23 protein-coding genes are annotated in these 24,858 nt (G+C 71.6%); 14 read left to right on the top strand and 9 right to left on the bottom strand.

Translation table 11 applies throughout. The features are described from left to right. Nucleotides 1-61 precede the first annotated feature (61 nt). Nucleotides 62-244 (top strand): ribbon-helix-helix protein, CopG family, encoded by a 183-nt coding sequence (locus tag IQ210_RS39925; protein ID WP_194084173.1) that lies wholly within the window; start codon nt 62-64, stop codon nt 242-244. Between the two features lie 87 nt (nt 245-331). After that, entirely contained in the window at nt 332-1,399 is a 1,068-nt protein-coding gene (locus IQ210_RS39920; protein ID WP_228049333.1) for a phage baseplate protein, read from the top strand. A 25-nt stretch (nt 1,400-1,424) separates the two neighbouring features. On the opposite strand, the gene IQ210_RS39915 is transcribed toward IQ210_RS39920, so the two are convergent. Further along, complete coding sequence (locus IQ210_RS39915) at nt 1,425-2,876, bottom strand: NCS2 family permease (RefSeq protein ID WP_194084172.1); 1,452 nt, start codon at nt 2,874-2,876, stop codon at nt 1,425-1,427. Nucleotides 2,877-3,009: 133 nt separating this feature from the next. On the opposite strand from IQ210_RS39915, the gene IQ210_RS39910 reads away from it, so the two are divergent. Together IQ210_RS39910 and IQ210_RS39905 are read left to right on the top strand one after the other, a co-directional pair. Then, the gene (locus IQ210_RS39910; RefSeq protein ID WP_194084171.1) at nt 3,010-3,270 is read left to right on the top strand and encodes a DUF2530 domain-containing protein; all 261 of its coding nucleotides are present in this window, start codon (nt 3,010-3,012) and stop codon (nt 3,268-3,270) included. Nucleotides 3,271-3,377: 107 nt separating this feature from the next. Beyond that, on the top strand, nt 3,378-5,777 hold the full coding sequence (locus IQ210_RS39905; RefSeq protein WP_194084170.1) for a cation-translocating P-type ATPase: 2,400 nt from the start codon (nt 3,378-3,380) through the stop codon (nt 5,775-5,777). Nucleotides 5,778-5,860: 83 nt separating this feature from the next. Here the strand turns inward: IQ210_RS39905 and IQ210_RS39900 are convergent, their stop codons facing one another. The 3 genes from IQ210_RS39900 to IQ210_RS39890 form a co-directional block, all read right to left on the bottom strand. Continuing rightward, nucleotides 5,861-6,706, bottom strand: coding sequence for a hypothetical protein (locus IQ210_RS39900; RefSeq protein WP_194084169.1), 846 nt, complete (start codon nt 6,704-6,706; stop codon nt 5,861-5,863). 172 nt (nt 6,707-6,878) lie between these two features. Beyond that, nucleotides 6,879-7,286, bottom strand: a complete 408-nt coding sequence (locus IQ210_RS39895) for a contact-dependent growth inhibition system immunity protein (RefSeq protein WP_194084168.1) — start codon at nt 7,284-7,286, stop codon at nt 6,879-6,881. Between the two features lie 8 nt (nt 7,287-7,294). Then, nucleotides 7,295-8,317, bottom strand: coding sequence for an aldo/keto reductase (locus IQ210_RS39890; protein ID WP_194084167.1), 1,023 nt, complete (start codon nt 8,315-8,317; stop codon nt 7,295-7,297). 114 nt (nt 8,318-8,431) lie between these two features. Between IQ210_RS39890 and IQ210_RS39885 the strand changes: the two genes are divergently transcribed. The 4 genes from IQ210_RS39885 to IQ210_RS39870 all read left to right on the top strand — a co-directional run bounded on the left by IQ210_RS39885 (nt 8,432) and on the right by IQ210_RS39870 (nt 14,183). After that, a complete protein-coding gene (locus tag IQ210_RS39885; RefSeq protein ID WP_256780156.1) occupies nt 8,432-9,022 on the top strand; it encodes a TetR/AcrR family transcriptional regulator in 591 nt (196 codons plus the stop codon). 128 nt (nt 9,023-9,150) lie between these two features. Next, nucleotides 9,151-12,279: a sacsin N-terminal ATP-binding-like domain-containing protein gene (locus IQ210_RS39880; protein ID WP_194084165.1), complete on the top strand. Its 3,129-nt coding sequence runs from the start codon at nt 9,151-9,153 to the stop codon at nt 12,277-12,279. Between the two features lie 235 nt (nt 12,280-12,514). Next, a complete protein-coding gene (locus IQ210_RS39875) occupies nt 12,515-13,294 on the top strand; it encodes a lipocalin/fatty acid-binding family protein (RefSeq protein WP_194084164.1) in 780 nt (259 codons plus the stop codon). Nucleotides 13,295-13,328: 34 nt separating this feature from the next. Next, on the top strand, nt 13,329-14,183 hold the full coding sequence (locus tag IQ210_RS39870) for a hypothetical protein (protein WP_194084163.1): 855 nt from the start codon (nt 13,329-13,331) through the stop codon (nt 14,181-14,183). Between the two features lie 79 nt (nt 14,184-14,262). Here IQ210_RS39870 and IQ210_RS39865 read toward each other — a convergent pair whose 3' ends face one another. Then, nucleotides 14,263-15,189, bottom strand: coding sequence for a DUF3027 domain-containing protein (locus tag IQ210_RS39865; RefSeq protein WP_194084162.1), 927 nt, complete (start codon nt 15,187-15,189; stop codon nt 14,263-14,265). Nucleotides 15,190-15,493: 304 nt separating this feature from the next. Between IQ210_RS39865 and IQ210_RS39860 the strand changes: the two genes are divergently transcribed. The 4 genes from IQ210_RS39860 to IQ210_RS39845 all read left to right on the top strand — a co-directional run bounded on the left by IQ210_RS39860 (nt 15,494) and on the right by IQ210_RS39845 (nt 18,945). Further along, complete coding sequence (locus IQ210_RS39860) at nt 15,494-16,891, top strand: MFS transporter (protein WP_256780153.1); 1,398 nt, start codon at nt 15,494-15,496, stop codon at nt 16,889-16,891. Between the two features lie 62 nt (nt 16,892-16,953). Continuing rightward, nucleotides 16,954-17,457 (top strand): hypothetical protein, encoded by a 504-nt coding sequence (locus tag IQ210_RS39855; protein WP_194084160.1) that lies wholly within the window; start codon nt 16,954-16,956, stop codon nt 17,455-17,457. A 13-nt stretch (nt 17,458-17,470) separates the two neighbouring features. Then, nucleotides 17,471-18,109: a futalosine hydrolase gene (locus IQ210_RS39850; RefSeq protein WP_194084159.1), complete on the top strand. Its 639-nt coding sequence runs from the start codon at nt 17,471-17,473 to the stop codon at nt 18,107-18,109. Next, nucleotides 18,106-18,945 (top strand): 1,4-dihydroxy-6-naphthoate synthase, encoded by an 840-nt coding sequence (locus IQ210_RS39845; RefSeq protein WP_194084158.1) that lies wholly within the window; start codon nt 18,106-18,108, stop codon nt 18,943-18,945. Before IQ210_RS39850 ends, IQ210_RS39845 begins: the two co-directional genes overlap by 4 nt. A gap of 37 nt (nt 18,946-18,982) precedes the next feature. On the opposite strand, the gene IQ210_RS48355 is transcribed toward IQ210_RS39845, so the two are convergent. Beyond that, nucleotides 18,983-19,366, bottom strand: coding sequence for a cold-shock protein (locus tag IQ210_RS48355; RefSeq protein ID WP_059195867.1), 384 nt, complete (start codon nt 19,364-19,366; stop codon nt 18,983-18,985). Between the two features lie 164 nt (nt 19,367-19,530). Between IQ210_RS48355 and IQ210_RS39835 the strand changes: the two genes are divergently transcribed. Further along, nucleotides 19,531-19,782, top strand: coding sequence for a hypothetical protein (locus tag IQ210_RS39835; protein ID WP_194084157.1), 252 nt, complete (start codon nt 19,531-19,533; stop codon nt 19,780-19,782). On the opposite strand, the gene IQ210_RS39830 is transcribed toward IQ210_RS39835, so the two are convergent. Further along, a complete protein-coding gene (locus tag IQ210_RS39830; RefSeq protein WP_194084156.1) occupies nt 19,758-20,396 on the bottom strand; it encodes an HAD family hydrolase in 639 nt (212 codons plus the stop codon). The two genes, IQ210_RS39835 and IQ210_RS39830, sit on opposite strands and share 25 nt — an antisense overlap. Nucleotides 20,397-20,461: 65 nt before the next feature. After that, nucleotides 20,462-21,451, bottom strand: a complete 990-nt coding sequence (locus IQ210_RS39825) for a hypothetical protein (RefSeq protein ID WP_194084155.1) — start codon at nt 21,449-21,451, stop codon at nt 20,462-20,464. A 153-nt stretch (nt 21,452-21,604) separates the two neighbouring features. Here IQ210_RS39825 and IQ210_RS39820 point away from each other — a divergent pair, with 153 nt between their 5' ends. Beyond that, a complete protein-coding gene (locus IQ210_RS39820; RefSeq protein ID WP_194084154.1) occupies nt 21,605-24,145 on the top strand; it encodes a helicase C-terminal domain-containing protein in 2,541 nt (846 codons plus the stop codon). Nucleotides 24,146-24,203: 58 nt separating this feature from the next. On the opposite strand, the gene IQ210_RS39815 is transcribed toward IQ210_RS39820, so the two are convergent. Next, nucleotides 24,204-24,749, bottom strand: a complete 546-nt coding sequence (locus IQ210_RS39815; protein ID WP_194084153.1) for a hypothetical protein — start codon at nt 24,747-24,749, stop codon at nt 24,204-24,206. Between the last annotated feature and the right edge of the window lie 109 nt (nt 24,750-24,858).

The raw sequence follows: 24,858 nt of genomic DNA, 5'->3' as shown, positions 1-24,858 counted from the left end.
TACGAGTGAGACGGCAGCGGAAAGTGAACGGCGCCCGGATCGGCCCGCGACCCTCGTGTTCATGGGGACCAGCGTGCTCAGCCTGCGGATAGACGGGGAGCTGCTCGACCGGCTCCGGGACCATGCGGCCAAAAGGGGAATGAGCGTCCAGGACTATGTGATCCGGACGCTCGTGCGGGACGACTTCGACGAGCGCTTTCAGGCCGCCGTGGACGAGACAGAGAAGTTTTACGGACTGACCTGACCAACTCGATCAACCGTCAACTTCCTTACGCCTAGGGTCGATCTTCCGTGCCGGGCGCCCGCCCGGCCACTCGGGAGGGGACGACCCATGCGTGACGGGATCGACGGGACAGCGGGGAGAGCCCTGCGGGGGCCGAGCAGGCGGGGGCTGCTGCGGGGCGGTGCCGGACTCGCCGCCGCGGCCGCGGTCGGTACGGCGGCCCCGCTGATCGCGGCGGGCACGGCACAGGCCGTCGTCCCCGCCTCGCAGCACTTCGTGCTCTCCGGCAACGGCGGCAACCCGGTCTGGCGGGCCACCCTGCACCAGCCGTACTGGGCGATGCAGTCCTTCGCCTACGACAACGTCAACGGCCACATCTACTTCGCCCAGCACCGCATCGGCGACAGCGCCGGCCACAACGGCGACCTGTGGATCTCCCAGACCGACCTCGCGGGCAACGTGCTCGGCGCGATGGCCATCCAGGGCTTCGGCCACGGCTCGTCGATGGGCGTGGAGCCGACCGGCTCCGGCTCGACGCCGTACCTGTGGATCGAGGGCGGCGACTCCAACGACAACGGGGCCGGTGAGACGCTGGCCCGCTTCCGCTTCACCGACGGGCTGACCCTCGAGTACTTCAACCCGTCGATCACGATCTACGACCGTACGCCGACGATCTCCAGCTTCGTGAAGCTGCCCCGGCCCGCGATCGACCCGTCCACCAACCGGCTGCTGATCCGGTACGCGACCAGCGACTCCGCCGCCCGGGTGTGGCGGCTCGCCGTCTTCGACATGGCGGACGCGGTCGCAGGCCGCCTCAGCGACGGCTACCGGCTGGTCGAGCGGGCCATCCCCAACAACGACGAGCTGGGGCTCACCGACTCCGACCTGTTCCAGGGCATCACCCTGTGCGGGCAGTACGCGTACCTCACCTACGGCGGCCCGAGCGGCCCCTCGTACCTGGTCACGCTCGACCTGAACGCCACCGGCGGCTCGTACTACGACAAGTTCGAGACCACCGCCGGCGCCTCCCTGCCGGGCCGCGAGCCCCAGGGCGCGGCCGTCTGGATGGTGTCCGGGGCGCCGAGGCTGGCCTTCGGCTTCTCGTCGAAGACCACCTCGACCGACCCGGACACCCTGGACGCGAGCGTGTTCTACAAGAGCGACCTGGCCTCCTGAGCGGAAGGCCGGCCCTCCGTCCGCGTCACGTGAGGCCGAGGGCCGGCATCAGGTAGTAGAAGGCGAACACGGCGGAGACGACGTACATCGCGACCGGGATCTCCTTGCCGCGGCCGGCCGCCAGGCGCAGCACCACGAAGGTGATGAAGCCCATGCCGATGCCGTTGGTGATGGAGTAGGTGAACGGCATCATCACCATCGTGATGAACGCCGGGATCGCGATCGTGTAGTCGGCCCAGTCGATCTCCTTGACCGAGTTGGCCAGGATCATGAAGCCGACCGCGAGCAGCGCCGGGGTGGCCGCCTGGGACGGGACCATCGTGGCGACCGGCGCGAGGAACAGCGCCACCGTGAAGAGGCCGCCGGTGACGAGGTTCGCGAAGCCGGTGCGGGCGCCCTCGCCGACGCCGGCCGTGGACTCGACGAAGGCGGTCGTGGCGGACGAGGAGCTCGCGCCGCCCGCCGCGACCGCGAGGCCGTCCACGAAGAGGACCTTGTTGATGCCGGGCATCTGGCCCTGCGCGTCGGTCAGCTTGGCCTCGTCGCTGACGCCCATGATCGTGCCCATCGCGTCGAAGAAGCACGACAGCAGCACGGTGAAGACGAAGAGGACGCCGGTGAGCACACCGACCTTGTCGAAGCCGCCGAACAGGCTGACGTCACCGATCAGACCGAAGTCCGGGCTGGCGACCGGGTTGCCGGGCCACTTCGGCGTCGTCAGACCCCAGGACGGGATCTTGGCGACCGCGTCGATGATCATCGCCACGACGGTCATCGCGACGATCGAGATCAGGATCGCGCCGGACACCTTGCGGACGATCAGCGCGAGCGTGAGCAGCGCGCCGAGGATGAAGACCAGGACCGGCCAGCCGTTGAGGTGACCGTCGGCGCCGAGCTGGAGCGGGACGGTGGTCTGGGCGGCGTCCGGGATGCGGGAGACGAAGCCGGAGTCGACGAGGCCGATCAGCATGATGAACAGGCCGATACCGATGCTGATCGCCTTGCGCAGACCGAACGGCACCGCGTTCATCACGCGCTCACGCAGACCGGTCGCCACCAGCAGCATCACGATGAAGCCCGCCAGGACCACCATGCCCATGGCGTCCGGCCACGACATCCGGGGCGCCAGCTGGAGGGCGACGACCGAGTTCACGCCGAGGCCGGCGGCCAGCGCGATCGGCACGTTGCCGATGACGCCCATGAGGAGCGTGGTGAAGGCCGCGGTGACACAGGTGGCGGTGACGAGCTGGCCGTTGTCGAGCTGGTGCCCGTACATGTCCTTCGCGCTGCCGAGGATGATCGGGTTCAGCACGATGATGTAGGCCATCGCGAAGAAGGTGGCGAAACCGCCGCGGACCTCGCGGGCGAGGCTGCTGCCGCGCTCGGAGATCTTGAAGTAGCGGTCGAGGGCGCCGTACGCGGGCGTGCCGCCCGGCTGTTCGGGCGCGGGAGCCTTGGCGGTGGCCGAGGTGGACATTGGATGTTCCTACGAGCAGAAGTGGACAGAGTCAAACAGTTTCAGTATGAACATATAAACCCGGAGTTAGCTATCTCCGCGCGTAGAACTGATCGTCGACGGATCATCGCGAACCGCCTCGTAAGCTGTGCCCATGGCGAAGTGGACCCCTCAGCACGAGGCACCGGAGCCCCTGGAGGGCCCCATCGTGCCGACCATCATCGGCGGCACGATCCTCTGGTTCGTCCTCTTCGTCGTCCAGCTCCCCTTCTACGGCTGGTTCGACGACCGCGGACACGCCTGGTGGGTGTGGACCTGCCTGGCCGGCGCGGGGCTCGGCCTGATCGGCATCTACTACGTCCGCCGCCGCGACGCGGCCATCAAGCGGGCCGAGGCCCTACGGGAAGCCGAGTAGGCCCGTACTACCTGGGCACCACTCGGCCCGGCCGCCTCTCCTCCCCAGGTCGGAACTTCCGCCCACTCGGCGGGTGAAGCCGCAAAACCGCACGTACCGTCGAATGCATGACGCACATCGACGCGGGCGCCGAACTCGATCCTGTGCATCCCGTACCCATGCCCGTCCCCGTGGCGAACGGCGGGCTGAGCACCGCCGAGGTCGCCGAGCGGGTGGCGCGGGGGGCGGTCAACGACGTACCGGTGCGCAGCAGCCGGTCGCTCGGCGAGATCGTCCGCGCGAACGTCTTCACCCGGTTCAACGCGATCATCGGCGTGCTCTGGCTGATCATGCTGTTCGTCGCGCCGTTCCAGGACAGCCTGTTCGGATACGTGATCATCGCCAACACCGGCATCGGCATCATCCAGGAGTGGCGGGCGAAGAAGACCCTCGACTCCCTCGCGGTGATCGGCGAGGCGAAGCCGACGGTACGGCGGGACGGCGAGGCGCTCGAGGTCAGTACGTCGGAGATCGTCCTCGACGACCTGATCGAGATCGGGCCCGGCGACAAGGCCGTCGTCGACGGGGTGTGCGTCGAGGCGGACGGCCTGGAGATCGACGAGTCGCTGCTCACCGGCGAGGCCGACCCGGTCGTCAAACAGCCCGGCGACCCGATCATGTCCGGGAGTTTCGTGGTCGCGGGCGGGGGCGCGTTCCAGGCCACCAAGGTGGGGCGCGAGGCGTACGCCGCCCAACTCGCCGAGGAGGCCTCCCGCTTCACGCTGGTCCACTCAGAGCTGCGGACCGGTATCTCCACGATCCTCAAGTACGTGACCTGGATGATGATCCCGGCGGCGATCGGCCTGGTGATCACGCAACTGGTCGTCAAGAGCCACGACTTGAAGGAGTCCATCGCCCGCACGGTCGGCGGCATCGTCCCGATGGTCCCGGAGGGACTGGTCCTGCTGACCTCCGTCGCCTTCGCGATCGGCGTGATCCGACTTGGCCGAAAACAGTGCCTCGTCCAGGAGCTGCCGGCCATCGAGGGCCTCGCCCGCATCGACACCGTCTGCCTCGACAAGACGGGCACGCTGACCGAGGGCGGTATGGACGTCACCGAGCTGCGCGCCCTCAACGGCAGCGACGAGACGTACGTCCGCAAGGTGCTCGGCGCCCTCGGTGAGTCCGACCCGCGCCCGAACGCCTCGTTGCAGGCCATCATCGACGCCTACCCGGACGCCGAGGACTGGCGCTGCACCGAGTCGCTCCCCTTTTCCTCCGCCCGCAAGTACAGCGGCGCGAGTTTCAGCGAGGGCAACGGGGAGGCGAGCACCTGGCTCCTTGGCGCGCCGGACGTGCTGCTGGGCGCCGACGACCCGGCGCTGGCCGAGACGGAACGCCTCAACGAGCAGGGCCTGCGGGTGTTGTTGCTGGCCCGGGTGACCGGTGACCTCGACGATCCGGAGGTCGCGCGCGGTGCCTCCGCCGCCGCTCTCGTCGTACTGGAGCAGCGGCTGCGGCCCGACGCGGCCGACACCCTGCGCTACTTCGCCGAGCAGGACGTCCGCGCCAAGGTCATCTCCGGTGACAACGCGGTGTCGGTGGGCGCGGTGGCCGGGAAGCTGGGCCTGGAGGGCACGACGGTCGACGCCCGTACGCTCCCCTCCGACAAGGACGGGATGGCGGACGCGCTCGACGAGGGCACGGTGTTCGGGCGGGTCACCCCGCAGCAGAAGCGGGACATGGTGGGGGCGTTGCAGTCCCACGGGCACACGGTCGCGATGACCGGCGACGGTGTGAACGACGTACTGGCGCTCAAGGACGCGGACATCGGCGTCTCGATGGGCTCGGGGTCGGAGGCCACGCGCGCGGTCGCCCAGATCGTGTTGCTGAACAACAGCTTCGCCACGCTGCCGGACGTGGTGGCGGAGGGGCGCCGGGTCATCGGGAACATCACGCGGGTGGCGACGCTGTTCCTGGTGAAGACGGTGTACTCGGTGCTGCTGGCGGTGCTGGTGGTGTGCTGGCAGGTGGAATACCCGTTCCTGCCCCGCCACTTGACCCTGCTGTCGACGCTGACGATCGGCGTACCGGCGTTCTTCCTGGCCCTGGCGCCCAACAAGGAGCGGGCGAAGCCGCACTTCGTACGGCGGGTGATGCGGTACTCGATCCCGGGCGGGCTGGTGGCCGGGGTGGCGACCTTCGTGACCTACCTGATCGCCCGTCACTACTACACAGGTGAAGGCTCGTTGGACGCGGAGACGAGCGTCGCGACCCTCACCCTGTTCCTGATCTCGATGTGGGTGCTGGCCATCATCGCCCGGCCGTACACGTGGTGGCGGGTGGTGCTGGTGGCGTCGATGGGCGCGGGGTTCCTGCTGGTCCTGGCCGTCCCGTGGCTCCAGGACTTCTTCGCGCTGAAGCTGGTCGGACTGACGATGCCGTGGATAGCGGTGGGCATCTCGGTGGTGGCGGCGGCCGCCCTGGAAGTCACATGGAAATGGGTCGACCGCCGCGTTCCCGCTTAGCGCTTGGCTTGAGCCGGGGGCTTGTGGGGTGGCTGCGGGTCCGTTGTGGCTGGTCGCGCAGTTCCCCGCGCCCCTAGGGCGTCTTACTGAACGTCGATGTAGTCGCCTGTGGCGTTCACCGCCGACGTCGTCGCGCTGCCCGCGAAGCTGTAGCGGTAGTAGCCGTCGGCCGACGCGGTGACCGTGGTGCTGAGGCCGCCGGTGGAGCTGGACTTGATGGTCTTGACCGTCGTGTACGTGGTGGTGCCGGCCTTGCGGTACTGGAGCTTCACGTACTGGCCGGAGTAGCCGGAGTAGCTGCCGGTGTCCCAGTTGGCGCGGGACAGCTTGCCGGTGACCGTGATGGTCCTGCCCTTGCGGACCGGCTCAGGGGAGGCGTTGGCGGTGAGCTTGCCGAGGCGCAGCACCTTGGTGGTGGCGAGGTCGCCCTGGTCCTTGTAGCCGACCTTGCTGAGGTCGAGGTTGCTGCTGTTCGGGTCCTGGCCGTTGAAGTCGACGGCCTCGGCGGCGCCCTTCCAGGTACCGGCGTTCGCGTTGCTGAGGTCGCCGTCGGCGGGGTGGATGTCGACGGTGCCGGTGCAGGTGGCGGTGGTGGCCGAGGTGACCGTGCAGGTGGCCGGGTTGTCGCCGTAGAGCTCGGGGGTGCTGTCGGCGCCGAACGTGCCCCGGTAGAGGAACGGGTCGGTGTAGAAGTCCGACGCGGTGGGGTCGACGTCCGAGCCGTGGGTCAGCGTGTAGCTGACCTTCGCGCTGACGACGGCGGAGGTGCCGACCTTGATCGACGAGGCGATCTTGAAGTTGGAGAAGCTGACGTCCAGCGTGTAGGGGGTGCCGGAGTCGGCGGCCTGGGCGGCCGGGACGGCGAGGCAGGTGAGGGCCAGGGCGCCGGTGACGGCGGAGACGGCGGCCACGGTGGCTCTGATGCGCATGTGCGTTCCCCAGGGGGAGAGTTGATCTAGGAGTCTGTTGACTCACGGGATCAGATCCGTGGCCCGGAGAGCGGGTTGTAGGGCCCTACGCCGAATTTGCCGACTTTGTCGTTACATGCAGAGTGCTTGATCGCCATATGGGTTCCGCATGACGAAACGACGACGTCCGCGATCAATCCGAGCCCAGCACCTCCAGGACCGTCGCGAACCACCCTGACAGCGCGATCCCTTCGTCACGTGGGTCGTACGCCGCCCCGGCCTGGCCGAGCCAGAGGCGGGTCAGGTCGCGTTCCGAGGGGTTGGTGGCGAGCAGTTCCGTGACCGCCGTGCGCAGTGCCGCCACCGCCTCCGGCGGGTCTTCGTCGCGGTAGGACTCGACAGCCTGCCGGGGGTCGCAGGAGTCGGGGTCGTAGTCCTGGTGGAAGCAGCACCCGGCCAGCCGTCTGATCGCCTCGGGCAGCGGTGCCGCCTCCAGCCACTCCAGCTCGGACCACAGGCCGGGCCGGCCGAACCTCCCCAGATACTCCTCCAGGATCACGTACGGCGGCGTGGCCTGCGGTGCCGTGCCGCCCTCCCACACGGTGTCACTCAGCGGCGGCGCAGGGTCGGGTCCAGCAGCGCCGGCGGGGTGTTGAACTTCTCGTGGGGGGCCAGGTCCGTGCCGGGGGCCACGATCTTGTCGATCTCGTCCAGTACGGCGGTCGGCAGCACCGTTTCCGCCGCCGCCAGCTGTGACTCCAGGTGTTCCGGCGTGCGTGGGCCGATGAGCGCGCTCGTCACCGCCCTGTGCGCCGTCACGAAGCCCAGCGCCAGCTGGATCAGGGTCAGATCCGACTCCTCCGCGAGCTTCGTCAGTTTCTCCACCGCGTCCAGCCTCGCCCGGTTGTACGGCAGGCTCAGGTCGAAGCGGTCCGGCATGAACGCCGAGCGGTTGGTCGTCACCTCACGGCCTTCCCGGACCGCTCCCGTCAGCCATCCCGACGCCAGCGGGCTCCACGCCAGCACCCCCAGCCCGTACTCCTCCGACACCGGCAGGACGTCCGCCTCGATGCCCCGCTGGAGGATCGAGTAGCTGGGCTGCTCGGTGACGTAGCGGGCGAGGTGGAGCTCGCGGGACGTCCACTGCGCCTGCACCATCCGGTACGCCGGGAACGTCGACGAGCCGAAGTAGCGGATCTTTCCCGCGCGTTGGAGGTCGGTCAGGGCCGCCAGCGTCTCCTCGTCGCTCGTCTCCGGGTCCCAGCGGTGGATCTGGTAGAGGTCGACGTGGTCCACGCCCAGCCGGCGCAGGCTGTCGTCCAGGGCCTTCGTCAGCCAGCGGCGGGAGGTGCCGCGGTGGTTGGGCTTGTCCTCCGCCATCGGCATGGCCGCCTTCGTGGCCAGTACGACGTCCTCGCGGCGGCCCGCGATCGCCTTGCCGACCATCTCCTCCGACTCGCCGGCGCCGTACCAGTCCGCGGTGTCGATCAGGTTCACCCCCGCCTCCAGCGCCCGGTCGACCAGGGCGGTGGCCTCGTCCTGCGTGGTGCGTCCGATCGCACCGAAGTTCATGGCGCCGAGCGCCAGCGCGCTGACCTGTACGCCGGTGCGGCCCAGGGTGCGGTACTGCATGGTCACTCCTCAGCTGGAAAAGCGGAACTGTGTTCCGGATCTGCCGTGCAAGACGATACGGAACCATGTTCCGTTTCTGCATGTGGGTGCCGCGTCATGCCGTACCGTGAGCCCGTGAACGACCGCGACCCCGCCACCCGGCCCTCCGCCCCGCCCCGGCGCAAGGACGCCCGGCGCAACCAGGAGACGCTGCTCGACGCCGCTGCCGCCGTCTTCGTCGCCAAGGGCGTCGACGCGCCGGTCCGGGACATCGCCGCCGAGGCCGGGGTCGGGCTCGGCACCATCTACCGGCACTTCCCGACCCGCGCGGACCTCGTCATCGCTGTCTACCGGCATCAGATCGAGGCCTGCGTGGAGGCGGGGCCCGCCCTGCTGGCGGCGGGGCCGACGCCGTACGACGCTCTGGTCCAGTGGATCGACCTCTTCGTCGACTTCCTCGTCACCAAGCACGGCCTCGCCGCCGTCCTCCAGTCCGGCAACGCCGACTTCGAGGCCCTGCACACCTACTTCCTCGACCGGCTCGTCCCCGTCTGCGCCGAGCTCCTCGACGCCGCGTCCACCGCCGACGAGATCGACTCCGACCTGACGGCCTACGAGCTCATGCGCGGCGTCGGCAACCTGTGCATCGGCGCGGACACCGACCCCCGCTACGACGCGCGCCGGATGGTCGGGCTTCTCGTCGCGGGGCTGCGCCACCCTCGCTGAGTCCGCCGCCTCCCTCCGCCGAGTCCGCCACCCGCTGACCTCGCGCCGATCCCCCTGACGGGAGATCCCGTCAGGGCCCCAAGACCAACTCGCGGTACCTTCGTCGCACGCAGACGAGGAGAGTCATCGTGAGCAAGTTCGTGCGGCCCGCAGCCGAGGGAGCCGACCCGTTCGGGACCGCCCGTCTCAGGCGGGGCGTGCTCGACGCCTGGGCCACCAGCCCCGCCCGGTTCCGCGAGGACGCGAACGCCGAGGAGGATCTCGTCCTCGGCGGCTACCGGGACCGGCTCGTCGTCGAGCTCGCCCAGAACGCCGCCGACGCGGCAGCGAGGGCCGGGGTGCCCGGACGCCTCCGGCTCACCCTCCGCGACGGCGTCCTCGTCGCCGCCAACACCGGTGCCCCGCTGGACGCCGCCGGTGTCGAGTCGCTCTCCACCCTCCGCGCCTCCGCCAAGCGGGACACCGCTTCCGGCGCCCCCTCGGTCGGGCGGTTCGGCGTCGGGTTCGCGGCCGTCCTCGCCGTCACCGACGAGCCCGCCGTCGTCGGCCGGCATGGTGGCGTGCGGTGGTCCCTCGCCGAGGCCCGTGACCACGCCGCCGAGACTGCCCGGCACAGCCCCGGCCTCGGTGACGAGATCCGGCGGCGCGACGGGCACGTCCCGCTGCTCCGGCTCCCCTTCGCCGCCGAGGGCACCGCCCCCGACACCTACGACACCGCCGTCATCCTCCCGCTGCGCGACACGGCCGCCGCCGACCTCGCCGAGCGGCTGCTGCGCGCCGTCGACGACGCCCTGCTCCTCGCCCTGCCCGGCCTGGAGGAGGTCGTGATCGAGGCGGGCGCCGACGTCCGCACGCTGCGCCGCCGCACCGACGGCGCCTTCGTCGTCGTAGAGGACACGCGGGACGGGGAGACCGGCGCCACCACGTGGCGGGTCGTCTCCGGGCACGGGCCGCTCACCGCCGACCTGCTCGCCGACCGGCCCGTCGAGGAGCGGCTGCGGCCGCACTGGTCGGTCACCTGGGCCGTGCCGGTGGACGCGGACGGTGCGCCCGTCCGGCCCCGCACCAACCCCGTCGTGCACGCCCCGACCCCCAGCGACGAGCCCCTCGGCGTCCCCGCCCTGCTCATCGCCTCCTTCCCCCTCGACCCCACCCGGCGACACGCGGCCCCCGGCCCGCTGACCGACTTCCTGGTGCAGCGGGCGGCGGACGCGTACACCGAACTGCTCGCCGCCTGGCGGCCGGTGACGTCCGGGATCATCGACCTCGTGCCCGGCCCGCTGGGCAAGGGCGAGCTGGACGGCGCGCTGCGCCACGCCATCCTGGAGCGGCTGCCGCGCACCGCCTTCCTGCCGCCCGCCCTGGAGCCCACGGACGAACTGCCCGAGGCGCTGCGGCCGCGGGAGGCCGAGGTCGTCGAGGGCGCGGGGGCGGAGACCGTCCAGGTGCTGGCGGAAGTGCTGCCGACCCTGCTCCCCGCCGGACTCGAACGGCGTGTGGAACTGCGGACGTTGGGCGTCGCCCGCGTCCCGCTCACCGACGCGGTCGACCGGCTCGCCGGGCTGGAGAAGGAGCCCGGCTGGTGGCGGCGGCTCTACGACAGCCTCGCCGGGGTCGACCCGGACCGGCTGTCCGGACTGCCCGTGCCGCTCGCCGACGGACGGACCACCATCGGGCCGCGACAGGTGCTGCTGCCCACGTCCGAGGGTGCCTCGGTCGAGCCGGAGACGCTCGCCCGGCTCGGGCTGAAGGTCGCGCATCCCGACGGCGCGCACCCGCTGCTGGAGAAGCTCGGCGCGCTGCCCGCGTCCCCGCGAGCCGTCCTCACGACCCCCCAGGTGCGGGCCGCCGTCGCCGCCTCGCTGGACGACGAGGGCGGGCTCGACTGGGAGCAGGACACCCTCGACGCCGACGAACTCGCCGACACCGTCCTGGCGTTGGTGCGGGACGCGGGCCTCGAACCCGGTGACGAGCCCTGGCTCGGCGCACTCGCCCTCCCCGACGAGGACGGCGAGCCCGCCCCCGCCGGTGAACTGGTCTTCCCCGGCAGCCCGTTCCACCAGGTCATGCGGGAGGGTGAACTCGCGACCGTGGACGCGGAGTTGGCCGAACGCTGGGGCGAACAACCGCTGGCCGCCTGCGGTGTCCTCGCCACGTTCGCCCTCATCCGTGCCACCGACGTCGTCCTCGACCCGGACGAACTGGAGCCGCGCGACGGGGACTTCGCCGAACCGGACGACGCCGGGCTGCTGGACGCCGTGGACGTGTGGAGCGAGGACGTCCTCGACCGCTTCCCCGACTCGCCGGTCCCGCCGGTCGCCACCGAGCTGGTCGCCGTACGGGACCTGGAACTCGTCGACGAGGAACGCTGGCCCCAGGCCCTCGCGCTCCTCGCCCAGCCGCCCCTGCGGGACGCGCTCACCCAGCAGGTGCGCGTCCTGCTCCCGGACGGCACCCATGAGGTCGTACGGCCGTACACGGCATGGTGGTTGCGCGGACACCCGGTGCTCGACGGCCGCCGCCCGGCGGGCCTGCTCGCGGCCGGCGGCGACCCGCTCCTGCGCGGGCTGTACGACGAGGCCGACGCGACCGGGTTCGACGACGAGCAGGTGCTGCGGGCGCTGGGCGTACGGACGTCGGTCGCCGCGCTGCTCGACGAGCCGGGCGGCGCGGCGGAGCTCCTCGACCGCCTGGCCGACCCCGAGCGGGAGGTCAGCGGGGCGCAACTGCACGCCCTCTACGGGGCGTTGGCCGACCTCGACCCGGAACAGGTCACCCTCCCCGACGAGCTGCGGGCCGTGGTGGACGGTCACGTCGAGGTCGTGGACGCCGCCGACGCGGTGGTCGTCGACTCGCCCGACCTGCTGCCCTTCACCGACGGGGTGCCGCTGCTGCCGGTCCGGCCGGCCCGGGCCGCCGAGCTGGCCGAACTGTTCCAGGTGCGGCGGCTCAGTGAGTCCGTCACCGGGTCGGTGGACTCCGAGGGCACCGAGCACGACGTACCGGAGTCGGTGCGGGTGCTGCTGGGTGCACGGACCCCGTCCTCCTACGTCGAGCACGAGGAGCTCGTCGTGGACGGCGTGGAGATCGACTGGCGCCTGACCGGCGACGGGGTGCTCCACGCGGCGACCCTGGAAGGGGTCGCGGCGGGCCTGGCCTGGGCGGCGGGGCAGTGGCCGCGACGGTTCGAGGTGGCGGCACTCCTGGAGGACCCGTCGCGGACGGAGGAACTGGCGCGGGACCGGTGGTTCGACTGAGCCGGACGGGGCGGCTCGACTGAGACGGACGGGGCAGCTCGGCTGAGCGGGCGGAGCCGCTCGGCCGATCTTGAAAATTCCCGCACAAATTTCTTACCAGCCGTACAACCATTCCCATGCGCCACGAATCTGATCAGCTGAGTCAACAGACTCCCTGATCACTTTGGGCCCAGGCGTGGAGACGAGCCGTGGGGGACGACCTCCGTCCGGGCCCCTTTCTCGACCTGGGGAACACATGCGCATGCGTGCCACCCTCGGCGTCGTCACCGGCGCCCTGGCACTGTCCGCTCTTGCCGTACCGGCCGCGCAGGCGGACGAGGTCCACGGGGACACCGCGATCTCGAACGTCGTGGTCAACGGCGGCAAGCCGGTCGTCATCAGCGCGACGGGGACCAAGACCTTCAACGTCACCTTCACGGTGACCGACAACTCGGGCGTCGACTACGCCGAGGCGATCCTCTACCACGGCGCGGACATCGACAGCTCCGACGCCGGCGCCCTCGCCAACAGCAGCGACGGCCGCGCCACCTGCACCGCCGTCTCCGCCACGAAGTCGAACTGCAAGGCGAGCTACACCCTGGACGCGGGCTACGACGTCTTCAACAAGCACGCCGGCACCTGGCGTACGTGGGCGATCGCCACGGGCGACGACGCCGACTACGTCATCAAGGAGAACGCCAAGAGCTTCTTCGTCCAGCGTCTGTCGAAGCTGACCGTCAACGCCTCCCCGGAGCCGGTCCGCAAGGGCAAGACCATCACGGTCACCGGCAAGCTGACCCGCGCCAACTGGGACGCCGAGAAGTACTCCGGCTACTCCGGCCAGTCGGTGAAGCTGCAGTTCCGCAAGAAGGGCGCCAGCACCTACACCACGGTCAAGACCATCAAGTCCACCTCCACGGGCGGTCTGAGCACCACGGTCACCGCGTCGGCCGACGGCTACTACCGCTACAGCTTCGCGGGCACCTCGACCACCCCGGCGGTCAACGCCACGGGTGACTACATCGACGTGCAGTAAATCTCCGTACTCCCTCTCTCCTCTGGGGAAACACATGCGTATTCGCGCCACCGTGGCCGCCGTCTCCGGCGCCCTGGCCCTCTCCGCGCTGGCCGTCCCGGCCGCGCAGGCCGACAACAGCACCTCGTACCGTGACGCCGCCGTCCAGGCCGTCTCGGGCAAGTCCGCCTTCGCCGCGTCCGACGCCGCGCAGCTGGACGTCTCCTTCTCGAACCTGAAGATCGCCAAGGCGGTCAAGGTCGGCATCAGCAACCACGTCTCCACCAAGGTCACCTACACGCTGACCCACGGCGCCGACGTGGACATCACGTCCGAGGACTTCGCCAACGGCCCGCTCATCTACAAGGGCACCCTCGACGCGCCGGTCAACGTCCTCCTCGGCTACGAGGCGGCCACCTGCACGGCCACCTCGGCGACCACCGCCGACTGCGCCGGTCTGATCGACATCTACCCCGGCGACGGCGACCTGCTGAACTCCGACGCCGGCACGTGGAAGGCCGGGGCGCTGGCCCTGAACTACACCACCGAGGACACCGCGATCCAGGGCGACCTGGGCACCACGCTCGTCCAGCGCTACTCCAAGCTGACGGTCAACGCCTCGCCCGAGCCGGTCCGCAAGGGCAAGACCATCACGGTCACCGGCAAGCTCTCCCGCGCCAACTGGGAGGACAACGAGTACCACGGGTACACCAACCAGCCGGTGAAGCTGCAGTTCCGCAAGAAGGGCACCAGCACCTACACCACGGTGAAGACGATCAAGACCAACTCGACGGGCAACCTCAAGACGACCGTCACCGCCTCCACCGACGGCTACTTCCGCTACGCCTTCGCGGGCACCACGACCACCCCGGCGGTCTCCGCCGCGGGTGACTTCGTCGACGTGCAGTAAGCGGCCTTACAAGAACGCCGGTCCCGGAAGCCATCCGGGGCCGGCGTTCGCGTTGCTCACCGCGAGGCGCACGGCGTTCTCAGGAGTGTCCCAGCTCCGCCGAGTCCTCGTCCGGGACCGCCGGGACCGAGCCCGAGTCCGCCGCCGGGCGGAGGGGGAAGGCGTCGACCTTGGTCTCGTCGATCACCGGGGGGGCCGGGCGGGGCGGCTTAGGCATGATCGCTGCCTCCGAGTGGCCGCCGCAGCCGTACGCCAGGGACACCACCCTGCCGTCCGCCGGGGCGAACTCGTTGGCGCAGACGCCGAAGGCCTGGCCGAGGGAGCCGCCGATCGGGGTGAGGAAGCCGCAGCTGACGCAGGTGGCGGGGGCCGCCTGGGCCATCGGGGTCTTGGAACCGAACGCCTCCTCCCAGCGGTCCGCGGCGCTGTGCAGGCCGTAGCGGGACAGGACGCGGGCCCGGCGCATGCCGAGTTCCTCGGCGATCGCGGCGATCGTGCCCCGCGCGGGGGCCACCGGGAGGTTCGACGGGGTGCCCGCGGTCACCTCCGCGTCCTCCGCCTCCACCAGCTCGGCCATCTCCTCCGAGACCGCCGAGTTCGGGATCGGCTCGTCCTCGCCGGAGTAGCCGGGCTCCAGGCGGAGATCCTCGGCGTCGGTGGGGAGCAGGTCGCCGGGGCCCATGTCACCGGGGCGCAGGCGCTCGCTCCACGGGACCCATTCGGGGGCGAGGAGGGCGTCCGGGCCGGGGAGGAGGACGACCTCGTCCAGCGTCACGACCTTCGCGCGCGACGCCCGCGCCACCGTCACCGCCCAGCGCCAGCCGCGGTAGCCGAGTTCCTTGCACTCGAAGAAGTGCGTGACGACACGGTCGCCCTCGGAGACCGCACCGGTGTGCTCCCCGACCACGCCGGGAGCCGCCGCCTCCTCGGCTGCGGCGCGGGCGAGGTCGACGGCCTCGGCGCACAGGCGGTCGGGGGTGCGGCTTCGCGTGGTCGCTGCGCTCACAGGTATCGCTTCTCTCCTACGCCGTCTCGTCGGTGCGCCTGCCTGAAAGCGCGGTCGGGCGGACGGAGCGGACCGAGGGACCGCGTCGACGTCCGCGCCCGCTCGCACTCGGGCGCACCTGTCCATCCATTCTGCGGGATGGCTGAGATACGCACGCTACCTGCTCGCGTGCGTACGGCCTACACCGACGGGACGTTTACCCCCACCCGTCCGGCTCGGCACCTCGTGAAAGCACCTCACGAAAGCACGGACATACGCGCGGTAACCGCACTACGAACGCCTCACTCGGGGCACTATGAACGTCGTGGCAGCCGCGAAGACGCCCCAAGGGGCCACCGGGATCAAGGGCAACGGCAGGACGCGAGGTTCCCTGCGTTCCGTCGGGCGCGCCCTGCACTTCCCGGTGTCCGGGCCCGCCCGCGGCATCCGCAAGGCCACGCACGCGCACGGGGCGGGGGAATCCGGCCTCGGCAAGCTGATCGAGCTGCACGGTGTGAACGGCGCGGGCGATGTGATGATCACGGTCGCGCTCGCCTCGACCGTGTTCTTCTCCGTCCCGACCGACGAGGCCCGCGGGCGTGTCGCCCTCTACCTCGCGATCACGATGGCGCCCTTCACGGTCCTCGCCCCGGTGATCGGCCCGCTCCTCGACCGGCTCCCGCACGGCCGCCGCGCCGCCATGGCCGGTGCCATGCTCGCCCGGGCGCTGCTGGCCCTGGTCCTGTCCGGGGCCGTCGTCACCGGCAGCCTGGAGCTGTATCCGGCGGCGCTCGGGGTGCTGGTCTCCTCCAAGGCGTACGGGGTGGTGAGAAGCGCCGTCGTGCCCCGGCTGCTGCCGCCCAAGTTCTCCCTCGTCAAGGCCAACTCCCGGGTCACGCTGGGCGGGCTCCTCGCCACCGGCATCGCCGCCCCGATCGGGGCCGGGCTCCAGGCGCTCGGGCCGCGCTGGCCGCTCTACGGCGCCTTCGTGATCTTCGTCGCGGGGACCTTCCTGTCCTTCACGCTGCCGCCGAAGGTCGACTCCGCCAAGGGCGAGGACGTCGCCCTGCTCGCCGCCGACGAGAAGCATCTGCACGGCCCTCACCGCCAGCCGGTCAAGCGCCCGGGCCTGCGGACCGTCGGCATCGCCGTCACCCACGCCCTCGGCGCCAACGCCGCCCTGCGCTGGCTGTCCGGCTTCCTGACCTTCTTCCTCGCCTTCCTGCTGCGCGAGCACCCCCTGACCGGCGAGAGCGCGGCCGTCTCCCTCGGGATCGTCGCCGTCTCGGCCGGTGTGGGCAACGCGCTGGGCACGGCGGTCGGCGCCGGGCTGCGCTCCCGCGCGCCGGAGATCATCATCGTGACCGTCCTCGCGGTCGTCCTCGGTACGGCGATCACGGCGGCGATCTTCTTCGGCGCGTTCCTCGTCGCCGTCCTCACCGCGGTCACCGGTTTCACGCTGGCCCTCGCCAAGCTGTCCCTGGACGCGCTGATCCAGCGGGACGTGCCCGAACAGGTGCGCACCTCGGCGTTCGCCCGCTCGGAGACGATGCTCCAGATGGCCTGGGTGTTCGGCGGCGCGGTCGGCATCGTGATGCCCCTCAACGGCACCCTGGGCCTGGCGGTGGCCGCCGCGGTCATCGCCACGGGCTGGCTGACGACGGTGAAGGGGCTGCTCGGATCGGCCCGCCACGGGGGCACTCCGCGCACGCGCGTGGCGTAACGAACAGGGCACGCCGTACCCCGCATAAAGAGACTGTCGCACCTGCCCGATAGCCTTCGGCCATGACCACGATGCAAGCCGCTGTGCGACGCCGCCGCGCCGTCGCCGTCGCCGGCGCCGTTTCCGCCGGACTGCTCGTCCTGGCGGCCTGTGACAAGCCGACGCCCCGCGCGACCGTGACGGTCGGCAAGAACTCCATCAGCGCCGAGGCCACCTGCTACGAGGACGGCGACGACCTCGGCCAGGAGAAGGCCACCAAGTGCGCCCTGAAGAAGGCGTCCGACTCGATCGAGGTCTCCCAGAGCGAGACCCTCCGCATCGGCGTCGACCCGAAGATCGCGGACACCGGCTGGGCCCTGTGGATCAACGGCCAGCAGGTCACGAACGTCTACAAGAAGACGTACTACTCGTTCCAGGGCGTCGACCTCTTCGCCGACCAGCAGGGCCAGGCCGCGCCGAAGACGCTGTACATCAGCATCGTCGAGCAGGACAAGCCCAAGAGCGCGGGCACCAGCAAGGAGTTCAAGGGCGTCTGGAACTTCAAGCTCCACAACGCCGACGCCTGATCCGTCGTACGTCATGCGCATCCTCGTAGCCACCGCGGTCCCGGTCGAACGGGACGCGGTGGCTCGCGCGTTGACGGGGGCGGACGTCGAGGTGATCGCCGCCGGGGTGGGTCCCGCGCTCGCCGCCGCCGCGACCGCCACCGCCCTCGCCGCGGCCCCCTACGGCCTCGTCGTCTCCGCCGGGATCGCCGGCGGCTTCCAGCCGGACGCGCCCGTCGGGTCGCTCGTCGTCGCCGACGAGATCACCGCGGCCGATCTGGGCGCCGAGACGGCCGAGGGGTTCCTGCCGGTCACCGAACTCGGCTTCGGGACCGTCACCCACCGTCCGCCGGAAACACTCGTACGAGATGTCGTCGGCGCCACCGGCGCCCGCGCCGGAGCCGTCCTCACCGTCTCCACGGTGACCGGCACCGCCGCCCGCGCCGCCCTCCTGAAGGACCGTCACCCCACCGCGCTCGCCGAGGCGATGGAGGGCTTCGGCGTCGCCGAGGCCGCCGCGCTGCACGGCGTGCCCGTGCTGGAGATCCGGGCCGTCTCCAACCCCGTCGGCCCGCGCGACCGCGCCGCCTGGCGGATCGGCGACGCGCTTCAGGCACTGACCGAGGGCTTCGGGAAGCTCGCACCCGTACTGGAGAGTTGGAACACGGTATGAGCCTCGACATCGCCTACTCCCCCTGCCCGAACGACACCTTCGTCTTCGACGCGCTCGCGCACGGCCGGGTGCCGGACGCGCCCGCGCTGGACGTCACGTTCGCGGACATCGACCTCACCAACGGCATGGCCGAGCGTGGTGAGTTCGATGTGCTGAAGGTGTCGTACGCCGTGCTGCCGTACGTCCTCGACGAGTACGCGCTGCTGCCCTGCGGCGGGGCGCTGGGGCGGGGCTGCGGGCCGCTGGTGCTGACGCGGGAGGCGGGCGCCGATCTGACGGGGCGGACGGTCGCGGTGCCGAGTGAGCGGTCGACGGCGTATCTGCTGTTCCGGCTGTGGGCGGCGGACACGCTGCCGGGCGGGGTCGGCGAGATCGTCGTCATGCCGTTCCACGAGATCATGCCGGCCGTGCGGGACGGGAAGGTCGACGCCGGGCTCGTCATCCACGAGGCGCGCTTCACGTACCAGAACTACGGGCTGCACAAGCTCGCCGACATGGGCGAGCACTGGGAGGACACCACCGGGCTGCCGATCCCGCTGGGCGCGATCATCGCGAAGCGGTCGCTGGGCGCGGAGACGCTGACGCGGCTCGCCGACTCCATCCGCCACTCCGTGCGCGCCGCCTGGGACGAGCCCGAGGTGTCCCGGCCGTACGTCATGGAGCACGCCCAGGAGATGGACCCGGCCGTCGCCGACCAGCACATCGGGCTGTACGTCAACGAGTTCACGGCGGATCTCGGCGCGGACGGGTACGCCGCGGTCAGGGGTCTGCTGACGCGTGCGGCGGCCGAGGGGCTGGTGCCGCCCCTCGGCCCGAACGCACTGGAATTCCCCTAGAAATCCACCAGTTCCGTACGTGGTCTCCGTACGTCTTCTATACGTCGAGTTGATCGGCGACCGCGCGCAGCAGGCCGGCGATCTTCTTTCCGGCGACCTTGTCGGGGTAGCGGCCGCGCTCCAGCATCGGCGTGATGTTCTCCAGGAGGGTCGTCAAATCCTGGACGATGGAGGCCAGTTCGTCCGGCTTCTTTCGGGTGGCGGCCGCGACCGACGGGGTCGGGTCCAGGATGACGACCGAAAGGGCCTGGTCACCGCGTTGTCCGGCGACGACGCCGAACTCCACTCGCTGGCCCGGCTTCAGTGTCTCGACTCCGGCGGGGAGGACCGAGGAATGGACGAAGACGTCACCGCCGTCGTCGCGGGAGAGAAAGCCGAAGCCCTTCTCGCTGTTGAACCACTTGACCTTGCCGGTAGGCACGTCTGTTCCTCGTCCTCGTACTCGTCGGAAAACTGCTTCTGAAAACGGCTCTTGATAGCACTGGGGCGGGTCGTCGGACCCGCCGGTACCAAGGCTAATGGTCTTAGGGCCGGTGACAAGACGTCGCCCGGTTGTTCCTTCGGGCAGGGAACTACCCTGGTCCGGTGCGTGACAAAACCCAAACGAATTCCGCCGAGCCCGGCGACCGACTGATCCGTGCCGGAGCCGTCGTGTTCTTCGTCGGTGCCGTGGCCACTCTGGTCACCGTGGCCCCGTTCCTGCTCGGTACGACGCCCTTTCCGACGTACATGTTCGGACTGAGCATGCTCATGGGCGTCGGCTTCCTGATCGCCGGTGCCGGGGTGCTGCGGTCGGTCGCGGCGGGGCGGCGTCAGGCGCGGGCCGCCGAGAGGTAATCGGCGAGCCAGTCGGGGAACTCCGTGAGGTCGCCCAGGACCACGTCCGCGCCGGCCTCCGTCAGCTCCGCCACGCTGCACGGGCCCGTCGCCACGGCGACCGAGAGCGCCTCGGCGGTACGCGCTCCGCGCACGTCCCCGAGGTGGTCGCCGACGTACACCGACGCCCCGTGCTCGCGCAGCGCCACCGCCTTCTGCTCGGCCCACAGGTCGCCGATGACCGCGTCGGGGGCGAGCCCGAGGTGCTCCACGTGCAGCTTGGCGCTCGGCTCGTACTTCGCGGTCACGACGATCGCGCGCCCGCCCGCCGCGCGCACGGCGGCGATGGCCTCACGGGCGCCGGCCATCGCGGGGGTCGCGGCGATGGCGATCGCCGGGTACATCGACCGGTAGAGATCGGCCGTCTCCGCCACCCGCTCCGCCGGGAACCAGTGGGCGATCTCCTCCACCAGCGGCGGCCCGAGCCGGGAGACCGCGAGGTCGGCGTCGATGTACGTCCCCGTCCGCTCGGCGAGCGCCACGTAACAGGCGTGGATGCCGGGGCGGGAGTCGATGAGGGTCATGTCCAGGTCGAAGCCGACGGTCGGGGCGGCGGTGATGGGTGTAGAGGCCATATGGGCCATTGTGCCCGGACGGTACGACGGACAGACAGCGGATAAAAGCGGGCCGTGGGCCTCTCCTAGCGCTGCCGTTGCGAGCGCCACACCACGAACAGCGCCGACGCCACCGCCGCGCCCCGCACCACCCAGGGCCAGGTGTCGGCGACCGCGGCGTTCATCTGCCCCTCGGCGACGGGGTCGCCCCAGCGGCCCTCGTTCCTGCCCCACAGCCACACGATCCCGGCGCTGAGCGCCAGGCCGGGCAGGTACATCACCGCCCACTTGGTCTCGGTGTCGGTGAGCCGCCGGGAGGCGTAGGCGATGAGCCAGCCGACGAGGAGCACGACGAGGTTGCCGATCACCGCGCCGACGACCAGGCAGCCGGCGGCGAGCAGCAGGAGGGGGTTGGTCCACTTGCCCTTCGGGAGGGCGAAGAGACGACGGCGGCGCGGGGCCGCGGCCTCCTCGGCGGCCTCTTCCGCCGCCTCCTCCGCCGCCTTCTCGGCCGGCGGTTTCGGGGCCTGAGGGGCCTCTTTCGGCGGCGGGGGCTTGAGCAGCTCGGGGATCTCCACGCCGCCGACGAAACCGGGAACGCTCTCGCCGGCGCCGAACGGGGAGTCCTCCCCCCGCCACCAGTCCGGCGGCAGCGTGCTGTTCCCGAGCTCGGCCGCGCCGGCGAGGTGCGGCGGGGCCGGGGCCTCGTCATCGGCCTCGGGGGTCTCGGCGGGGCGGGGCTTGGGGATGATCCGGCGCAGCCCCTTGGGGCGCGGCTCCGCCACGTCCCGGTCCCGCTGCACGGGTACGGCGGTGGGGGTGGGCGCGGGCACCGACGCGGCCTGCGGGGCGCCGCCGGCCGCGGTGACGACCTCGTCGGGGCTGCCGAGCCGGTCGATGATGCGGCGCACGGCCGCGGGGCTGTCCACGGGGGCCTTGGCGCGGCGCCGGTCGATCTCGTTGCGCAGCTCGGAGACGAGGCGCATGCGGGTGCCGGACGGCAACTGCCGCTGCTGCGCGACGTCGCCGACGCGGCTCAGATACTCGTAGACGACCTGATCGCTCTCGATACCCACGAAGTCCCTCCGGGGGGCGGCGCGTTGAAACCCCGGAGTGACGGTATCGCGCGCGGGGCGGCCGACGTAGCCGCGTACGGTCGTGCCGCCGGGGCGGGTTGCGACCCACCGAGCCACACCTCACCGTCGTACCGACCGGATACCGTGGGTCGGATGAGCACCCCGGCCACCCCGCCCCGCTCCCTCGCCGAAGCCCTCCGGGCCAGGGACGACGCCTCCCTGGCCCTGCTGCTGCGGGCCCGCCCCGACCTCATCACCCCCGTCCCGACCGATCTCACCCAGCTCGCCACCCGTGCCGGGACGCGTGCCTCGGTCGTGCGGGCGCTCGAACGCCTGGACCGGTTCGCGTTGCAGACCGCGGAGGCGCTGGCCGTGGCCGGGGACCCGGCGTCGTACGAGGAACTGCTCGGGCTGATGGCCGGGGACGCCGGGGACCGCGCCGTCGCCGCCGCGCTGCCCCGCGCGCTGGGCACGCTGCGCGAGCAGGCGCTGGTGTGGGGCGAGGACGCGCGGCTGCGGCTGGTGCGGACCGCGCGGGAGCTGCTCGCGCCCTCGCCGCAGCATCCGTCGCCGACGGGGCTCGGGCCGACCGTGCAGGAGGCGTCGGCGGGGATGTCCCCGGGGCGCATCCAGGAGATCGTGGCCGCGGCCGGGCTGCCGTCCACGCACGACTCGGTGTCGGCGGTGGCCGCGCTGACCGGGCTGTTCACCGACCGCAAGCGGATGACGAAGCTGCTGGGCGGGCTGCCGGAGGAGTCCCTCGACGTGCTGCGGCGGCTGGTGTGGGGGCCGCCGTACGGGCAGGTCACCGCCGATCCGGCGCCTCGGTTGCGGCGGCTGCTCGACCTCGGGCTGCTGCTGCCGACAGCGCCGGGGACGGTCGTCCTGCCGCGTGAGGTCGCGCTGCATCTGCGGGGCGGGCTCGCGCACCGGGCGACCGAGCCGGTGCCGCCGGTCGTGGAGGCGGCGGCCTCGTACCGTCCACAGGTTGTGGACGCGACGGCGGCCGGACAGGCGTACACCGCGCTCGCGACCGTCGAGGAGCTGCTGAAGGACTGGGACGAGGGCGGGCCCGCGGTGCTGCGGGCCGGCGGGCTGAGCGTGCGGGACCTGAAGCGGACGGCGGTCGCCCTCGACGTGCCCGAGCCGGTCGCCGCGTTCTGGGTCGAACTGGCCTACGCGGCCGGGCTCCTGGCCTCCGACGGCGAGGCCGACGAACGCTACGCGGCGACCCCGGCGTACGACGAGTGGCTGGAACAGCCCCCCGCCGAGCGCTGGGCACGGCTCGCGGAGGCGTGGCTGGCGGCGACCCGCACGGCCGGCCTGGTCGGCGGCCGGGACGCGAAGGAACGAACACTGTCGGCACTGGGCCCCGGCCTGGACCGCAGCGCCGCGTCGGAGGTACGACACCGGGTACTGACGCTGTTGGCGGGCCTCCCGGAGGGAGCGGCACCGACGGCGGAGTCGGTACTGGCACGGCTGCGGTGGGAACGGCCGCAGCGCCGCGAGGACGACCTGCGTTCGCGGCTCGCCCGCTGGACGCTGGACGAGGCCGAGCTGCTGGGCGTCACCGGGCGCGGAGCGCTGTCGGCGCACGGGCGGGCGTTGCTGGGGGCGGCGGCCGCCCCCGTCCGGGCCGCCGAGGAAGAACCGGAGCAACCCGACGAGCCGACCGGACCCGGCGACAAGCTCCCCGTGCACCATCACCCCGTACCGGCACCCCACCCCGAACCCCTCTCCGCCGCCGAGCAGGCCGTCGCCGTCGCGGCTGCCGGGCGGTTGCTCGCGCCGTTGTTGCCCGAGCCGCTCGATCATGTGCTGCTCCAGGCCGACCTGACCGCGGTGGCGCCGGGGCCGTTGCGGCGGCCGCTCGCCGACATGCTGGGGGTGCTCGCGGACGTGGAGTCGAAGGGCGGGGCGACCGTGTACCGGTTCACGCCGGGCTCGGTGCGGCGGGCGCTGGACGCCGGGCAGTCCGCCTCCGACCTGCACGCCTTCCTGACCGCGCACTCCCGTACGCCGGTGCCGCAGCCGCTCGCCTATCTGATCGACGACGTGGCCCGCAAGCACGGGCACCTACGGGTCGGCGCGGCTTCCGCGTACGTCCGCTGCGACGACGACGCCGTGCTGAACGAGATCCTCGCCGACAAGCGGGCCGCGGGGCTGGGGCTACGGCGCCTGGCGCCCACGGTCCTCGCCTCTCAGGCCGACCCGGCCGCCCTGCTGGACGGGCTGCGCTCGATGGGGTTCGCGCCTGCCGCCGAGTCCGCCGAGGGCGACGTCCTGATCGCCCGCGCCCACGCCCACCGCACCCCGCCGCGCACCGCCCCCGAGCCGGTGCCGGACGGCCCGCCGGTGCCGGACGCCACGCTGCTGGCGGCGGCGATCCGCGCGATCCGGGCCGGTGACCTGGCCTCCACGGCACCGCGCAAGCAGACCCCGTCGACGGGCCCGACCGGTGAACTCCCGCGCACCAGCTCCGCCGAGACCCTCGCCACCATGCAGGCCGCCGTCCTCACCGGCGAGGCCCTGTGGATCGGCTACGTCAACGCCGAGGGCGCCGCCAGCCAGCGCGTCATCGCCCCGGTCCGGGTGGAGGGCGGCTTCGTGACGGCGTACGACCACACGGCGGACGAGGTACGGACGTACCCACTGCACCGGATCACGGGGGTGGCCGAACTCGCCGACGACTAGGCGGCTGGGCGGCTGGGCGGCTGGGCGGCTGGGCGGCTGGGCGGCTGGGCCCAGGCTGCTAACAGTCGCTCACCGGGGCGTCCGCGGCCAGGCCGAAGTGGGTGCGGGCGGCCGCCTCCAGGGGCGTGGCCGAGAGGGTGTCGTCGAGTTCCGCGCGGGTGAAGTGGCCGAAGTGGGCGTGGGTCCACTCCGTGTAGCCCGCCCCGTCGGGGGGTTCCTCCTGCGAGACGATCCGGTAGCCGCCGGGCGCGTCCGTGTCCCGTTCCAGGCGCAGCACCTGCGGGACGTGGGCGCCGGAGCACTCCACGAGGGAGTGTGCCTGGACGCCGTACTCCATGCAGAGCGTGTCGACGCCCGCCCTCACGACCCCGTCGCGCTCGTCCAGCTCCAGCGCCTCCGCGTGGCAGAACCATCGCGCGCCGAGTTCCGGGACGCTCTCGCCGTACCCCGTGCCGTGCGACTCGGCGACGAGGCGGGCCTCTATCGCCGGACGTATCTCGTGCCACAGGTCGCTGTCGACGTCCTGCGGCCACACCACCCACGCCCCCGTGGCCACCAGCACCGCCGTGGCCCCGAGCCCGACCCCCCACCTGACCACCGACACCGCGTGCTCCTCACTCCGCCGGTTCCCCGACCGACTAGACAGACAACCGGGGGCGGAGGTTGCACAGGCGCCCCGATCGGTTCCCGCCGGTATGCGGCACACTGGACGT

It is taken from the genome of Streptomyces justiciae (assembly GCF_015163075.1).
Lineage (GTDB): Bacteria > Actinomycetota > Actinomycetes > Streptomycetales > Streptomycetaceae > Streptomyces > Streptomyces justiciae.
The sequence above is the reverse complement of the archived record's forward strand: the minus strand, read 5'-3'. Positions and strand labels throughout refer to the sequence as shown.

What these genes read in the sequence shown, in the direction of transcription:
- IQ210_RS39925 (WP_194084173.1), top strand. Translation starts at nt 62, where the DNA reads ATGGGGACCAGCGTGCTCAGCCTGCGGATAGACGGGGAGCTGCTCGAC.
- IQ210_RS39920 (WP_228049333.1), top strand. Translation starts at nt 332, where the DNA reads ATGCGTGACGGGATCGACGGGACAGCGGGGAGAGCCCTGCGGGGGCCG.
- IQ210_RS39915 (WP_194084172.1), bottom strand. Translation starts at nt 2,876, where the DNA reads ATGTCCACCTCGGCCACCGCCAAGGCTCCCGCGCCCGAACAGCCGGGC.
- IQ210_RS39910 (WP_194084171.1), top strand. Translation starts at nt 3,010, where the DNA reads ATGGCGAAGTGGACCCCTCAGCACGAGGCACCGGAGCCCCTGGAGGGC.
- IQ210_RS39905 (WP_194084170.1), top strand. Translation starts at nt 3,378, where the DNA reads ATGACGCACATCGACGCGGGCGCCGAACTCGATCCTGTGCATCCCGTA.
- IQ210_RS39900 (WP_194084169.1), bottom strand. Translation starts at nt 6,706, where the DNA reads ATGCGCATCAGAGCCACCGTGGCCGCCGTCTCCGCCGTCACCGGCGCC.
- IQ210_RS39890 (WP_194084167.1), bottom strand. Translation starts at nt 8,317, where the DNA reads ATGCAGTACCGCACCCTGGGCCGCACCGGCGTACAGGTCAGCGCGCTG.
- IQ210_RS39875 (WP_194084164.1), top strand. Translation starts at nt 12,515, where the DNA reads ATGCGCATGCGTGCCACCCTCGGCGTCGTCACCGGCGCCCTGGCACTG.
- IQ210_RS39870 (WP_194084163.1), top strand. Translation starts at nt 13,329, where the DNA reads ATGCGTATTCGCGCCACCGTGGCCGCCGTCTCCGGCGCCCTGGCCCTC.
- IQ210_RS39855 (WP_194084160.1), top strand. Translation starts at nt 16,954, where the DNA reads ATGACCACGATGCAAGCCGCTGTGCGACGCCGCCGCGCCGTCGCCGTC.
- IQ210_RS39850 (WP_194084159.1), top strand. Translation starts at nt 17,471, where the DNA reads ATGCGCATCCTCGTAGCCACCGCGGTCCCGGTCGAACGGGACGCGGTG.
- IQ210_RS39845 (WP_194084158.1), top strand. Translation starts at nt 18,106, where the DNA reads ATGAGCCTCGACATCGCCTACTCCCCCTGCCCGAACGACACCTTCGTC.
- IQ210_RS39830 (WP_194084156.1), bottom strand. Translation starts at nt 20,396, where the DNA reads ATGGCCTCTACACCCATCACCGCCGCCCCGACCGTCGGCTTCGACCTG.
- IQ210_RS39820 (WP_194084154.1), top strand. Translation starts at nt 21,605, where the DNA reads ATGAGCACCCCGGCCACCCCGCCCCGCTCCCTCGCCGAAGCCCTCCGG.